At 69.2% G+C, this 15,093-nt stretch carries 5 protein-coding genes, 1 tRNA gene and 2 rRNA genes (1 of these 8 only partly in view); 1 reads left to right on the top strand and 7 read right to left on the bottom strand.

Annotated elements, in window-relative coordinates:
• Positions 1-218: 218 nt before the first annotated feature.
• The 3 genes from MMF93_RS24990 to MMF93_RS24980 all read right to left on the bottom strand — a co-directional run bounded on the left by MMF93_RS24990 (position 219) and on the right by MMF93_RS24980 (position 9,693).
• Positions 219-2,975, bottom strand: coding sequence for an FtsK/SpoIIIE family DNA translocase (locus MMF93_RS24990; protein ID WP_242754957.1), 2,757 nt, complete (start codon positions 2,973-2,975; stop codon positions 219-221).
• A 110-nt stretch (positions 2,976-3,085) separates the two neighbouring features.
• On the bottom strand, positions 3,086-3,781 hold the full coding sequence (locus MMF93_RS24985) for a response regulator (protein WP_242754955.1): 696 nt from the start codon (positions 3,779-3,781) through the stop codon (positions 3,086-3,088).
• Positions 3,782-4,029: 248 nt separating this feature from the next.
• On the bottom strand, positions 4,030-9,693 hold the full coding sequence (locus MMF93_RS24980) for a HAMP domain-containing protein (RefSeq protein ID WP_242754952.1): 5,664 nt from the start codon (positions 9,691-9,693) through the stop codon (positions 4,030-4,032).
• A gap of 465 nt (positions 9,694-10,158) precedes the next feature.
• On the opposite strand from MMF93_RS24980, the gene MMF93_RS24975 reads away from it, so the two are divergent.
• Complete coding sequence (locus MMF93_RS24975; RefSeq protein WP_423835513.1) at positions 10,159-12,780, top strand: SpoIIE family protein phosphatase; 2,622 nt, start codon at positions 10,159-10,161, stop codon at positions 12,778-12,780.
• A 79-nt stretch (positions 12,781-12,859) separates the two neighbouring features.
• Here the strand turns inward: MMF93_RS24975 and MMF93_RS24970 are convergent.
• The 4 genes from MMF93_RS24970 to MMF93_RS24955 all read right to left on the bottom strand — a co-directional run.
• Positions 12,860-12,932, bottom strand: a tRNA-Thr gene (locus MMF93_RS24970).
• A 209-nt stretch (positions 12,933-13,141) separates the two neighbouring features.
• Complete coding sequence (locus tag MMF93_RS24965; RefSeq protein WP_242754948.1) at positions 13,142-13,828, bottom strand: DegT/DnrJ/EryC1/StrS family aminotransferase; 687 nt, start codon at positions 13,826-13,828, stop codon at positions 13,142-13,144.
• Positions 13,829-13,925: 97 nt separating this feature from the next.
• A 5S ribosomal RNA gene (gene rrf, locus MMF93_RS24960) occupies positions 13,926-14,042 on the bottom strand.
• 92 nt (positions 14,043-14,134) lie between these two features.
• Positions 14,135-15,093, bottom strand: a 23S ribosomal RNA gene (locus tag MMF93_RS24955) (it continues 2,169 nt past the right edge of the window).

Below are 15,093 nucleotides of genomic sequence, written 5' to 3'. Positions count from 1 at the left end.
CTCAACTTGACGTACGGACCACGGAAACGGTTGCCTCGCTCGTCCTTTCGAGTGAGCGAGACGTCCGCCGAGTGCAGCACCGCGGCCGCCGAGCCGGGTACCGCGGCCGCCGAGGCGCGTGCCGCGGCCGCCGGAGCGCGCGGAACGGGCCGCGAGCAGGCCGCGGCCCTCGTGTCCGCCTCCGCGGCCCTCTGCCCCGCGGTCCGCGCCCGGGCCGGTTATCCCCCGCCGCCCCGGATCGTCGTGAGCACCCCGTCCAACTCGTCCGGCTTGATCAGCACGTCCCGCGCCTTGGAGCCCTCGCTGGGGCCCACCACGCCCCGCGACTCCATCAGGTCCATCAGCCGTCCGGCCTTGGCGAAACCCACCCGCAGCTTGCGCTGGAGCATCGAGGTGGAACCGAACTGGGTCGTCACGACCAGCTCCGCCGCCTGGCAGAGCAGGTCCATGTCGTCGCCGATCTCCTCGTCGATCTCCTTCTTCTTGCCCTGCCCCACGGTGACGTCGTCCCGGAAGACGGGCGCCATCTGCGCCTTGCAGTGCTCGACGACGCCGTGGATCTCCTGCTCGTTGACGTAGGCGCCCTGCATCCGGGTCGGCTTGCTGGCGCCCATCGGCAGGAAGAGCCCGTCGCCCTTGCCGATCAGCTTCTCGGCGCCCGCCTGGTCGAGGATGACGCGACTGTCGGCCAGGGAAGAGGTGGAGAAGCCGAGGCGTGAGGGCACGTTCGCCTTGATCAGCCCCGTGACCACGTCCACCGAGGGGCGCTGGGTGGCGAGCACCAGATGGATGCCCGCGGCCCGCGCCAGCTGGGTGATCCTGACGATCGCGTCCTCGACGTCGCGCGGGGCCACCATCATCAGGTCCGCCAGCTCGTCGACGATCACCAGCAGATACGGGTAGGGGGCCAGCTCCCGCTCGCTGCCCTCGGGCGCCGTGATGCGCCCGGTCCGCACCGCCTCGTTGAAGTCGTCGATGTGGCGGAACCCGAACGCCGCCAGGTCGTCGTAGCGCAGGTCCATCTCGCGGACGACCCACTGGAGCGCCTCGGCGGCCTTCTTCGGGTTCGTGATGATCGGCGTGATCAGGTGAGGGATGCCCTCGTAGGCGGTCAGCTCCACCCGCTTGGGGTCGACCAGCACCAGCCGCACGTCCTCCGGCGTGGCCCGGATCATCACCGAGGTGATCAGACAGTTGATGCAGGACGACTTGCCGGAACCCGTGGCACCGGCGACCAGGATGTGCGGCATCTTCGCCAGGTTGGCCGAGACGTAACCGCCCTCCACGTCCTTGCCGAGCCCGACCAGCAGCGGGTGGTCCTCCTCCATCGACGCGGCGGAGCGCAGCACGTCACCGAGGTTGACCATCTCGCGGTCGCTGTTGGGGATCTCGATGCCGACCGCGGACTTGCCGGGGATCGGGTTGATGATCCGCACGTCCGGGCTGGCGACGGCGTACGCGATGTTCTTCGCCAGCGCCGTGATCTTCTCGACCTTCACGCCGGGGCCCAGCTCGATCTCGTACCGGGTGACCGTCGGGCCGCGCGTGAAGCCGGTGACCGCCGCGTCGACCTTGAACTCGGTGAAGACGGTGGTCAGAGACGCCACCACCTGGTCGTTGACCTCGCTGCGGGAGCGCCCCGGGCCGCCCCGCTCCAGCAGGTCCAGGGACGGCAGTGAGTAGGTGATGTCGCCGGAGAGCTGGAGCTGCTCGGCACGCGTCGGAAGCTCGGTGGGCTCGGGCGGCGCGGGCGCCTTGGTCAGGTCCGGGACGGGGGTGCGCTCGGTGGACTCTTCGTCACCGCCGCCCGCGGACTCGCCCCGCGCCCCCGGCACCGTGGCGTCGCCGGACGGGTTGCGGCGGCCCTTGCCGCGAGACCTGGCCACGGAGCTGGTCAGGTCGGCGACCACCGGCGAGGGCTGGATGCCGTTGACCACAGCCCCGTCCAGCGACGCGGCGGCCGCGGCGGCCACGTCCACCGCGTCCAGGGTGTGTTCGACCCCGTCTGCGGCCTCGCTCCCGGGCAGCGGCTGCTGCGTACCGGCGCCGCGCCTGCCCTTGCGTGCTGTCCTGCGGCGGTCGAGCGCCTCCTTCTCCGCGAGGGCCGGCTCGATCTGCTCCTTGCGCATGCTGTGCGCGCGCCCGGACGGACGGGAGGCCTCCTCCTCGTCCTCGACGTCGTCGTAACCGGGTACCGGCTGTACGACACCGAGCCGCACCCCGGCGGCGTGCAACCGCTGCGGAATCGCGTTGACCGGCGTCGCCGTCACCACCAGCAGCCCGAAGACCGTGACGAGAACCAGCAGCGCCACCGCCAGCATCTCGCCGACGGTGAAGATCAGCGGCCGGGACACGGCCCAGCCGATCAGGCCGCCTGCGTCCCGCAGCGCATCACCGCCCGCGTCCCTGCCCGGCGCACCGCAGCCGAGATGGACGAGACCCAGCACCCCGATGAGGAGCGCCGAAAGCCCGATGACGATGCGGCCGTTGGCCTCCGGCTTCTCCGGATGCCGGAACAGCCGTACGGCGATCACCGCGAAGAGTATCGGCACCAGCAGATCCAGGCGGCCGAAGGCGCCGGTCACCAGCATCTCCACCAGATCCCCGACCGGGCCCTGCAGATTGGACCAGGTCCCCGCGGCCACGACCAGCGCGAGACCCAGCAGCAGGAGGGCCAGACCGTCCTTGCGGTGTGCCGGATCCAGCGCCTTGCCGCTGCGCCCTATCCCGCGGAAGATCCCGGCGACGGCGTGCGCCAGCCCCAGCCAGCACGCCTTCACCACCTTCAGGACGCCGCTGGTGGGAGACGGCGCGGCCTTCGCCTTGCCCTGGGGCGGCTTGGCCGCGGCCTTCTTCGCTGGCGCCTTCTTGGCGGGCGCCTTCTTCGCCGGGGCCGCTTTGGCCGCCTTCGAGGCAGCCTTCTTCGCGGGCGCCTTCTTGGCTGCCTTCCCTGTTCCCGACGCGCGTGAGGCCATAGGTGTGAGGTTACCTGTGCCGGGCACGCGAGGCACGGATGACCGGGGGGATCTGATCAGCCCGCAGCTGTGGCGCCGTCAGACGGAGTGGCACCCCCCGCCCGACGCCGTCAGTTCTGGGAGGGAACCTGGGTCGAGGGGTCGCTGTCCGTGCCGGGCTCCAGGGCGTCAAGTGCCCGGCGCAGCCCGGCGAGTTTGCGCTCCAGATGCGCGGCGGTGGCGGCTGTCGCCGCGTCAGCCGAGTCGCCCAACTGCTTGGTCAGGGCCTCGGCCTGCTCCTCGACGGCCGCGAGCCGCGCCGACAGCTCGACCAGCAGGCCCGGGGCCTCGCCGCCGTCCTCGGACGGCTCCGCGTGCTGCCGGCCGCCGTTGCCCTCCAACTGGCGGCGCATCAGCGACGCCTGCTCGCGCAACTGCACGTTCTTCATGTACAGGTCGACGAAGACGGAGACCTTCGCTCTGAGCACCCAGGGGTCGAACGGTTTGGAGATGTAGTCGACCGCGCCCGCCGCGTAGCCGCGGAAGGTGTGGTGCGGGCCGTGGTTGATGGCCGTGAGGAAGATGATCGGGATGTCACGGGTGCGCTCGCGGCGCTTGATATGCGCCGCCGTCTCGAAGCCGTCCATGCCCGGCATCTGGACATCCAGCAGAATGACCGCGAAGTCGTCGGTCAACAGCGCTTTGAGCGCTTCCTCCCCTGACGATGCCCGCACCAGCGTCTGATCGAGCGCGGAGAGAATCGCCTCCAGCGCCAGCAGATTCTCCGGCCGGTCATCGACCAGGAGGATCTTGGCCTTCTGCACCATGGCCCGTCCTCCTCGCCCCGGCAGCCTCTCGGACGCCGCCCCTGGGAGCGGCTCTCTGTCGCCGCCGCCCGTCCTTGTGCCGGTCATGGTAGCCGCACCCTGCGGTCCACCACACCCTGTCACCGTGATGTCACTGTGCACGTAGCAGAAACGCCCCAGGGGACCAAAAGGTTCCCGGTTTACCGTGCCGCCACACGCTTTTGACCACAGCGAGTCAGCACGTGGTCCTCAGCGACACGGTGCCACATTCACCCGCCGTTGATCCACCGCCTCATGACGGACAGCAGATGATCGGTGTCCACCGGCTTGGTGACGTAGTCCGAGGCGCCCGACTCGATGCTCTTCTCCCGGTCGCCCTTCATCGCCTTGGCGGTCAGCGCGATGATCGGCAGCCCCGCGAACTGCGGCATCTTCCGGATCGCCGCCGTCGTCGCGTAGCCGTCCATCTCCGGCATCATGATGTCCATCAGCACCACCGCCGCGTCGTCGTGCTGCTCGAGCACCTCGATACCCTCGCGGCCGTTCTCCGCGTAGAGCACCTGCAGGCCGTGCTGCTCCAGCACGCTGGTCAGCGCGAACACGTTGCGGATGTCGTCGTCGACGATCAGGACCTTGCGGCCCGCCAGATCGCTCGCGCCCCCCGCACTCGCGGCCGGCGCCTCCCGGCCCTCCCGGGGAGCCGCCTGGGCCCCGCCGGGGGACTCCACGGTCCGCTCCGCCTCGTCCGCGGCGCCGCTCTGCTGCTCTGCCGGCGCCCGTCCCGCGACCGCGCCGCCCGACGCCTGCGAAGCGGCCGGCTGCGCCTCCGGCGGCAGTTCGGGCTGCGCCTGCCCGCTCGCGTCCCGCAGCCTGCGCCGGTCGGCCAGCGTGTGCGCGGCCTCCTCGGCCGTCAGCTGCGGTCCCTGCGCCTGCCACGCGCCGGGCGTCTCGCCGCCTTCTGCGGCCTCGCCCTGGCCGTCTGCGGACGTGCCCGGGGCACCAGCCGACGTTCCCGGGGCGCCGGCGGACGTGCCCGCCCCGAGCTCGGGCAGGGCGGTCGTGGCCGCTCCGCCCGCCGGCAGCTGCGCGTACCCCTGCGGCGGCAGTTCGCTCGGGTGCAACGGCAGGTACAGCGTGAACGTCGAGCCGCGGCCCGGCTCGCTCGCCGCGAAGATCTCACCGCCGAGCAGCCGCGCGATCTCCCGGCTGATCGACAGTCCGAGCCCTGTGCCGCCGTACTTGCGGGACGTCGTGCCGTCCGCCTGCTTGAACGCCTCGAAGATGACCCGCATCTTGCTCTGCGCGATCCCGATACCGGTGTCGGTCACCGAGAAGGCGACCAGCTCGGCGTCCGGGTCCCGCAGCGAACCGTTCTCCAGCATCTGCTCGCGGATCGCGTCCGGCACGTCGGTGCGCGCCGAACGGATCACCAGCTCGACGGCGCCGCTGTCGGTGAACTTCACCGCGTTGGACAGCAGGTTGCGCAGCACCTGCAGCAGCCGCTGCTCGTCGGTGTGCAGGGTGGCGGGGAGTTCGGGCGAGACGCTCACCGAGAAGTCCAGTCCCTTCTCGACCGTCAGCGGCCGGAAGGTGGCCTCCACGTAGTCCACCAGCTGTACCAGGGCGATCCGCGTCGGGCTGACGTCCATCCTGCCCGCCTCGACCTTCGACAGGTCGAGGATGTCGTTGATCAGCTGGAGCAGGTCCGAGCCCGCGCCGTGGATCGTCTCGGCGAACTCCACCTGCTTGGGCGTCAGGTTGCTCTCCGCGTTGTCCGCCAGCAGCTTGGCCAGGATCAGCAGCGAGTTGAGCGGAGTGCGCAACTCGTGCGACATGTTGGCCATGAACTCCGACTTGTAGCGCATGGAGACGGACAGCTGCTCCGCACGCTCCTCCAGGACCTGCCGCGCCTCCTCGATCTCCCGGTTCTTGATCTCGATATCGCTGTTGGTCTGTGCGAGCTGTTCGGCCTTCTCCTCCAGCGCCGCGTTCGACTCCTGGAGCGCCTTCTGCCGGTTCTCCAGCTCCGCCGAGCGGTCCCGCAGCTGCGAGGTCAGCTCCTGCGACTGTTCCAGCAGCCGCTCGGTGCGCATGTTGACGCTGATGGTGTTGACGCTGGTCGCGATCATCTCCGCGATCTGGTTCAGGAAGTCCTTGTGGATCTGCCCGAACGGCTGGAAGGACGCCAGCTCGATCACGCCGAGCACCGTTCCCTCGAAGATGACCGGGAGCACCACCAGGTGCGCGGGCGGTGCCTCGCCGAGACCGGAGGAGATTTTCAGATACCCGGAGGGCACGTTGCCCATCTCGATGGTGCGCTTCTCCTCGGCCGCCGTCCCGATCAGCGACTCGCCCGGCAGGAAGGAGGTGGGCATGGTGTCCGTCGAGTAGCCGTAACTGCCCAGCATGCGCAGCTCGTACGAGCCGTTCTCGCCCGGCCCCGCGCCCACGCCACCGGCGCCCTCGGGCGTGCCCTGGGGAAGGGCGACGAAGAAGGCGCCGTGCTGCGCGGAGACCACCGGCGTCAGCTCGCTCATGATGAGCCCGGCGACGTCACGCAGGTCGCGGCGGCCCTGCATCAGGCCGGAGATCCGCGCCAGGTTGCCCTTGAGCCAGTCCTGCTCCTGGTTGGTCTGCGTGGTGTCGCGCAGGTTGGCGATCATCGTGTTGATGTAACCCTGGAGCTCCAGGATCTCGCCCGCCGCCTCGACGTCGATGTGCACGTTGTGGTCGCCCCGGGTCACCGCGGTGGCCACGTCGGCGATCGCCCGCACCTGACGGGTGAGGTTGGCCGCCATCTCGTTGACGGAGTCGGTCAGGTCCTTCCACGTCCCCGCCACGCCCGGCACCCGCGCCTGGCCGCCCAACTGGCCCTCGGTACCCACCTCGCGGGCCACCTGGGTGACCTGCTCGGCGAAGGTGGAGAGCTGGTCGACCATTGTGTTGATGGTCGTCTTGAGCTGGAGGATCTCCCCGTTCGCCTCGATGTCGATCTTCTTGGTCAGGTCGCCCTTGGCGATGGCGGTCGTCACCATGGCGATCTGCCGCACCTGTCCGGTCAGGTTGGACGCCATGGAGTTCACCGACTCCGTGAGGTCCTTCCACGTGCCGGCCACGCCCTGGACGCGCGCCTGGCCGCCCAGCACACCGTCCGTGCCGACCTCGCGCGCGACCCTGGTGACCTGTTCGGCGAACGAGGACAGGGTGGTGACCATCGTGTTGACCGTGTCCGCGAGCTGCGCGACCTCGCCGCTGGCCTCGACGGTCACCTTCTTCGTCAGGTCACCGCCCGCCACCGCCGTGGCGACCTGCGAGATGTTGCGCACCTGATTGGTGAGGTTGTTGGCCATGATGTTGACGTTGTCGGTCAGGTCCTTCCAGATACCCGACACGTCACGCACCCGCGCCTGGCCGCCCAACTGGCCCTCGGTACCCACCTCGCGGGCCACCCGCGTCACCTGCTCGGCGAACGAGGAGAGCGTGTCCACCATGGTGTTGACCGTGGTCACCAGGGCTAGCACCTCGCCCTTGGCATCCACGGTGATCTTCTTCGACAGGTCGCCCTGCGCGACCGCCGTGGTGACCTCGGCGATGTTGCGCACCTGGCTGGTCAGGTTGTTCGCCATGAAGTTCACCGACTGCGTGAGGTCCTTCCAGGTGCCCGAGACACCCTTGACCTCCGCCTGACCGCCCAGGATGCCCTCGGTGCCCACCTCACGGGCCACCCGCGTGACCTCCTCGGCGAACGAGGAGAGCTGGTCGACCATCGTGTTCAGCGTCGTCTTCAGCTCCAGGATCTCGCCCCGGGCGTCCACCTCGATCTTCTGCGACAGATCACCGCGGGCCACCGCCGTGGCCACCTGCGAGATGTTGCGCACCTGGCCCGTCAGGTTGCCCGCCATGCCGTTGACGGAGTCCGTCAGATCGCGCCAGACACCGGCCACCCCCGGCACCTGCGCCTGGCCGCCCAGCCGGCCCTCCGTACCCACCTCACGGGCCACCCTGGTGACCTGGTCGGCGAAGGCGGACAGCTGGTCGACCATCGTGTTGATGGTGTTCTTCAGCTCCAGGATCTCGCCCCGGGCGTCCACCTCGATCTTCTGCGACAGATCACCCCGCGCCACCGCCGTCGTCACCTGCGCGATCTGCCGCACCTGAGAGGTGAGGTTGTTCGCCATGAAGTTGACGGAGTTCGTCAGGTCCTTCCACGTCCCCGAGACGCCGTCCACCCGGGCCTGGCCGCCCAGCCGGCCCTCCGTGCCCACGTCCCTGGCCATCCGGGTGACCTGCTCCGCGAAGGACGAGAGCTGGTCGACCATCGTGTTGACGGTGTTCTTCAGCTGGAGCATCTCGCCGGAGACGTCCACGGTCACCTTCTGCGACAGGTCACCGTTGGCCACCGCCGTGGTCACCTGCGCGATGTTGCGCACCTGGCCCGTCAGGTTGCGGAACGCCGTGTTGACCGAATCCGTCAGGTCCTTCCAGGTGCCTGCCGCGCCCGGCACGGCCGCCTGACCGCCCAGCTCGCCCTCGACGCCGATCTCCCGCGCCACGCGGGTCACCTCGGCGCCGAAGGAGGAGAGCTGGTCGACCATCGTGTTGACGGTGTTCTTCAGCTCCAGCATCTCGCCCGCGACGTCCACGGTCACCTTCTGCGACAGGTCACCGTTGGCCACCGCCGTCGTGACCTGCGCGATGTCCCGCACCTGCGCGGTCAGATTCCGGAACGCCGTGTTGACCGAATCCGTCAGGTCCTTCCAGATCCCCGCGGCGCCCGGCACGGCCGCCTGACCGCCCAGCACCCCGTCGGTGCCCACCTCGCTGGCAGCGCGCGTGACCTCGTCAGCGAGCGTGCGCAGCGTGTCCGTCATCGCGTTGATCGTCTCGGCGAGCTGCGCCACCTCACCGCGCGCGTTGACGGTGATCTTCTGCGACAGGTCGCCGTTCGCGACCGCCGTCGTCACCTGGGCGATCTCCCGCACCTGAGAGGTGAGATTGCCCGCCATCAGGTTGACGGAGTCCGTCAGGTCCTTCCACACGCCGGCCACGCCCTGCACCCGCGCCTGACCGCCCAGCTCGCCCTCGACTCCCACCTCGCGAGCCACCCGGTTGACCTCGGACTGGAAGGAGGAGAGCTGGTCCACCATCGTGTTGACGGTGTTCTTCAGCTCCAGCATCTCGCCTTCGACATGCACGGTCACCTTGCGTGACAGGTCGCCCTTGGCGACCGCCGTGGTCACCAGCGCGATGTCCCGCACCTGCGCCGTCAGCCGCGACGCCATGGTGTTGACCGAGTCCGTCAGGTCCTTCCACGAGCCGGACATTCCGCGCACCCGCGCCTGACCGCCCAGCTTCCCCTCGGTGCCCACCTCACGGGCGACCCGCGTCACCTCGTCCGTGAACGCCGAGAGCTGGTCCACCAGGCCGTTCACCGTGCGCCCGACCCGCAGGAACTCGCCGCGCAGCGGATGCCCGCCGCCCTCCGAACCGCGCGAGCGCAGGTCCATGCGTTGCTCCAGGTCGCCGTCGGCGACCGCCGTCAGCACCCTGCCGACCTCGGAGACGGGCCACACCAGGTCGTCCACCAGCGCGTTCGCCGCATCGATCGCCGATGCCCAGGAGCCCTCGCAGGCGCCGGTCTGCAACCGCTCTGTGAGTTTCCCCTCACGTCCCACCACGCGCCGCACCCGTGACAGCTCACCTGTCAGATGCAGGTTCTGGTCCGCGACCTCGTTGAAGACAGCGGAGATCTCGGCCATCGGCCCCTCGCCGGTGACGGTGAGCCGCCGGCGGAAATTGCCGTCCCGCATGGCCGTGAGCGCGCCAAGCAGGCGGTTCAGTGCGGCGGCGTCGACCTCGACCGTTCCGCTCCTCCGGGACCGTCCGCCCTTCGCGCGCGTGTTGCCGCTACGCGCGGTTGCGCCAGACTCCACTGCCCCTCCTGCGGGTCGACCGTCCTTGCCCGGGCCGTTGTACTCCGAGCCTTCCCAGTGTTTCACCCTGTCCGAACCCGGCGATAACAGTTCGGCAGCATGGCATACCGCACTTCGTCGCGGGCCGCCCGGGGAAAACACCCGCATCCGGCAGCCACGCGCCAGGGATACGTAAGTAACCTGGCACCCGGCTGTCCGTTCACCCCCATACCGGCGGGTGCTCCGCCGGGTCCGCCGGGTAGGGGACTGGAGGCAGGGGGGCAGCGGTGTGAGTACGACGGGCGACGGAGGGGCGCTGCGGTGACGCAGGAACGAAGCGCCGAGCGTGCGGGCTCTCCCACGGGGGCCCCGCCACGGGCCGGTGTCTCACAGGACAGCCCGAGGGAAGATGCGAGCACCGTCGCGGCCCTGGCCGCGCAGCGCACACCAGTGCGCCTGGCCGACAGGACGTCCATGGGGAGACCAGTGATCACCGCGCGAGCCGCCGCCACCTTCGAACCGGTCGGCCGCTCCGTCGCCACCGCCCGCGGCTTCGTGCGCGACACCCTCCAGGGGTGGGGCCTGGGCGACATCGTCGACGACGCCGTCGTGCTGACCAGCGAGCTGGTCACCAACGCCGTGGTGCACGCCGGTACGGCCGCCGAGGTGCTGTGCCTGCGCGACGAGGACGGCGTACGCGTCGAGGTCGTCGACCGCTACCCCGAACGCGAGCTCCCACTCCAGGAGACCCACCCGCAGCCCGCGGGACCCGACCGCGAAGGGGGCCGAGGACTGCTGCTGTGCGCCGCCCTCGCGACCCGCTGGGGAGTCGACTACACGGCCGCGGACAAACGCGTCTGGTTCCGCCTCGACCTGCCCGAACGCCCGGTCGGCACCCGCACAGCAGGACCCGCGCTCCCCGACACCGCACTTCCGGTCACCGACACCCGCATCCGCGTCGCCGTGGTCCAGGTGGACCGCAGCGGCTCCATCAGCTCCTGGAACGAGGACGCCACCGACCTGTTCGACTACCCCGCCGAGCAGGTCGTCGGCAAACCGCTCACCGACTTCGCCGCCTGGCCCCACACCCCCGGCACCGGGACGGGCATCGCCGAAGCCCTGCGCCTCTCCCGCTGGGAGGGCTCCTACGGCATGCGCGGCTCCGACGGCAGGACCATCCCCGTCTACGCCTCCCACCTGCGCGTACGGGACAGCGACGGCGAGCCCTCCACCGTCTGCCTGCTGGTGCGCGAGCACGAACGGGCCATCCTGCAGTCCCCGCCCCGCCTGCCCGCGCACGACAGCACCGGAACCGCCCAGGACTCCCAGGAACAGTCCTCCGCCGACCCGTTCGAGGTCTTCATCGGCTCCCCCGCCCCCGACGACCTCGACGGGCTCCTGCAACGCACCGTGGAGCGCGCCCGCGACATGCTCGACGGCGACGCCGCCTACCTGCTGCTCGCCACCGACGACGAGACGGAGCTGGAGGTCCGCGCCTCCACAGGGCTGCCCTCGGCGCGCCAGCGCTTCGCCCGCGTCCCCGTGGAGACCGGCAGCGGCCGCTACGGATCGGCCCGCATGCCCTCCGTCCACGAAGACCTGACCGTCGTCCCCGGCGCCGCTCCCCTCCTCGACGGCACCGGCATGCGCTCCGTCGTCACCGTCCCCCTCAAGGTCGAGGGCCGGCTCACCGGCTCCCTCGGAGTCGCCACCGAGGGCGCGGGACGCTACTCGAACGAGGAGGCACTACGCCTCCAGTTCGCCGCCGACCGGATCGCGCTGGCCGTCGAACGCGCCCGCCTCACCGAACTGGAGCGGCTGCGCCGCGGCTCGCTCTCCTTCCTCGTCGAGGCCTCCGACCTGCTGGCCGGCACGCTCGACCGCGACCAGACCCTCGCCCTCATGGCGCAGATGACGGTGCCCACCCTGGCCACCTGGTGCGCCGTCTACACCGTCGCCGACCAGGGCTCGGAGCCCAGGCTCTCCTACGTCCTGCACGAGGACGAGGACCGCATCGACAACCTCAAGGCCCTGCTCGCCAAGGTGGAGCCGCCCGAGCCCGTGCCCACCCCGGGCGCCCGCGTGTGGTCCGCGCCGTCCGATGCCGCGCACTCGGCCGCCCTGCGCACCTCCCTGCGCAACGTCACGCTCAGCGGCGAGGACCAGCACCTCTCCTCCGGCACCACCCTCGCCACGGCGGCGGCCGTCGGCGGGGAGACCGTCATCCTGCCCCTGGTGGCCCGCAACCGCGTCATCGGCATGCTGACCCTCGGCAAACCCACCGACGAACGCTTCCGCCAGGAGATCCTTGAGCTGGCCGAGGACCTCTCCCGCAGGGCCGCACTCGCCCTGGACAACGCGCGCCTGTACTCGGAGCGCACCGCCATCAGCCAGTCGCTCCAGCGCAGCCTGCTGCCGCCCGAACTGCCCGAGGTCGAAGGCGGTATCGAGCGCGAGGTCATCTACCGGGCGGCCGGCGAGGGCAACGAGGTCGGCGGCGACTTCTACGACCTGTTCGAGATCGCGGACGGCACCTACGGCTTCGCCATCGGCGACGTCTGCGGCACGGGGCCCGAGGCCGCCGCCGTCACAGGCCTGGCCCGGCACGCACTGCGCCTCCTGGCCCGCGAGGGACTCGGCGGCCCCATGGTGCTGCAGCGCCTCAACGCGGCCATCCTCGAAGAAGGGGCGCGCAGCCGCTTCCTCACCCTCCTGTACGGCGAAATGCGCCCCCAGCAGGACGGCAGCGCCGAACTGAAGGTCGTGTGCGCGGGGCATCCCCTGCCGCTGCGACTGCGCCAGGACGGCACTGTCGAGCCGGCCGCCGACCCCCAACCCCTCCTGGGCGTCATCGAAGACCTCGAACTGTACGAGCAGACCGTCACGCTCGACCCCGGCGACGTTCTGCTCTGTGTCACGGACGGCGTCACCGAACGCCGCGAGGGCACCCGCATGCTCGGGGACGACGGCCTGGCCGACGTGCTCGCCACCTGCACGGGCCTGAACGCGGGAGCGGTCGCTGCGCGCATCATGCGCGCCGTGGAACGCTTCGCCAGCGACGCGCCCTCGGACGATATGGCCATCCTCGCCATGAGGGTTCCGGAGTAACCCGCTGGCGGACCTCACGACTGCCACGAAAAGAAGAAGGCCCCCGTCGCCGACGGGGGCCTTCTCATTGCTTACGGAGAGCCCCAAAACGGAATCGAACCGTTGACCTTCTCCTTACCATGGAGACGCTCTGCCGACTGAGCTATTGGGGCGCGATCAGCGGTGACGATCTTACCCCATGTGCTGCTCTGCCCTCGACCGGCTGACAACAGTCGCGGACCACCACGGAGCGCTCGCGGATCGCGGATCGCGGATCGCGGATCGCGGATCGCGGATCGCGGATCGCGGATCGCGGATCGCGGATCGCCACGAGAGTAGTTCGGCAGCACCATGCGGAAGGAAACCCCGGCGAGGAACGGCGTTACGACGCCCGTTCCCGCATGAGGCCGCCAAGCGCATTGCACGCCGAGACCACCTGATGCAGCTCGCGCTTGCTCATCGCCGAGGAAAGCGGCAGCGCCAGGCATTCCTCCGCCGCCCGCTCCGAGACGGGCAACCGCCGCGCCACGCGGAACTCGGGCATCCAGTGCGCGGGGGTTTTCACCGGCACGTGGCAGGCCACACCCCGTGCCCGCAACGCCTGTTTGAACGCGTCACGGTCGGGCCGCCCGTTCCCGGGAACCCGCACCACGTACCGGGTGACGGCATGCTCGCCGCCCTCCGCGATCGTCGGCGCCACCACCCCCCTGAGCCGCCGGCCGAGGTATGCGGCGTACTGCCGCCGCCGCACCGCGTCCAACGCGTCGGTACGCACCATCGGCTCCCACTCGACGAGGGGGACGGACCGATCTCGCGCGACCTCGTGCAGCGCCGTCATGTCCGCACTACGGCCGAAGAGGTGGACGGGCACAACGGCCGCGGTCCGCGCCGTCAGCATCTCAGCCACGGACGAGGGCGCGAGGCAGTACGTCTCGGCATCGATGTCCGCGAAGACAGGCCGGGCTCCGAGCTCGCGCACTGCCCTGGCGATGTCGGCTCCGCCGAAGGACGGCACCACGACCTCGCTACCGGCCCGGACACCCGCTGCGGTCAACTGTGGTGAACCCATGTCCGGATGGTGTCCGCGCAACATGAACTGCCGGTGACCACGCACAAAAAAGTCGTGGTCCCTGAACTGACGTTCAGGGACCACGACTTCACATGTAGTTCGGCGGCGTCCTACTCTCCCACACGCTCCCGCATGCAGTACCATCGGCGCTGAAAGGCTTAGCTTCCGGGTTCGGAATGTAACCGGGCGTTTCCCTCACGCTATGACCACCGAAACACTACGAAACACAACCGGCACAACCCCACCACAACACGTGGGGGTGCTCGGGTTGTTGTCTCAGAACCCACACAGTGGACGCGAGCCTCTATGGACAAGCCCTCGGCCTATTAGTACCGGTCACCTCCACCCATTACTGGGCTTCCAGATCCGGCCTATCAACCCCGTCATCTCCAGGGAGCCTTACCCTCTCAAAGGAGGCAGGAGTCCTCATCTCGAAGCAGGCTTCCCGCTTAGATGCTTTCAGCGGTTATCCTTCCCGAACGTAGCCAACCAGCCATGCCCTTGGCAGAACAACTGGCACACCAGAGGTCCGTCCGTCCCGGTCCTCTCGTACTAGGGACAGCCCTTCTCAAGACTCCAACGCGCGCAGCGGATAGGGACCGAACTGTCTCACGACGTTCTAAACCCAGCTCGCGTACCGCTTTAATGGGCGAACAGCCCAACCCTTGGGACCGACTCCAGCCCCAGGATGCGACGAGCCGACATCGAGGTGCCAAACCATCCCGTCGATATGGACTCTTGGGGAAGATCAGCCTGTTATCCCCGGGGTACCTTTTATCCGTTGAGCGACGGCGCTTCCACAAGCCACCGCCGGATCACTAGTCCCGACTTTCGTCCCTGCTCGACCCGTCAGTCTCACAGTCAAGCTCCCTTGTGCACTTACACTCACCACCTGATGACCAACCAGGCTGAGGGAACCTTTGGGCGCCTCCGTTACCATTTAGGAGGCAACCGCCCCAGTTAAACTACCCACCAGACACTGTCCCCGATCCGGATCACGGACCCAGGTTAGACATCCAGCACGACCAGAGTGGTATTTCAACAACGACTCCACGAACACTGGCGTGCCCGCATCACAGTCTCCCACCTATCCTACACAAGCCGAACCGAACACCAATATCAAGCTATAGTAAAGGTCCCGGGGTCTTTCCGTCCTGCTGCGCGAAACGAGCATCTTTACTCGTAGTGCAATTTCACCGGGTCTATGGTTGAGACAGTCAAGAAGTCGTTACGCCATTCGTGCAGGTCGGAACTTACCCGACAAG

The organism is Streptomyces tubbatahanensis (genome assembly GCF_022699385.1).
GTDB classification, from domain to species: Bacteria; Actinomycetota; Actinomycetes; order Streptomycetales; family Streptomycetaceae; genus Streptomyces; species Streptomyces diacarni.
This window is presented reverse-complemented; position numbering and strand designations above follow the sequence as displayed.

What these genes read in the sequence shown, in the direction of transcription:
- MMF93_RS24990 (WP_242754957.1), bottom strand. Translation starts at nt 2,975, where the DNA reads ATGGCCTCACGCGCGTCGGGAACAGGGAAGGCAGCCAAGAAGGCGCCC.
- MMF93_RS24965 (WP_242754948.1), bottom strand. Translation starts at nt 13,828, where the DNA reads ATGGGTTCACCACAGTTGACCGCAGCGGGTGTCCGGGCCGGTAGCGAG.
- MMF93_RS24985 (WP_242754955.1), bottom strand. Translation starts at nt 3,781, where the DNA reads ATGGTGCAGAAGGCCAAGATCCTCCTGGTCGATGACCGGCCGGAGAAT.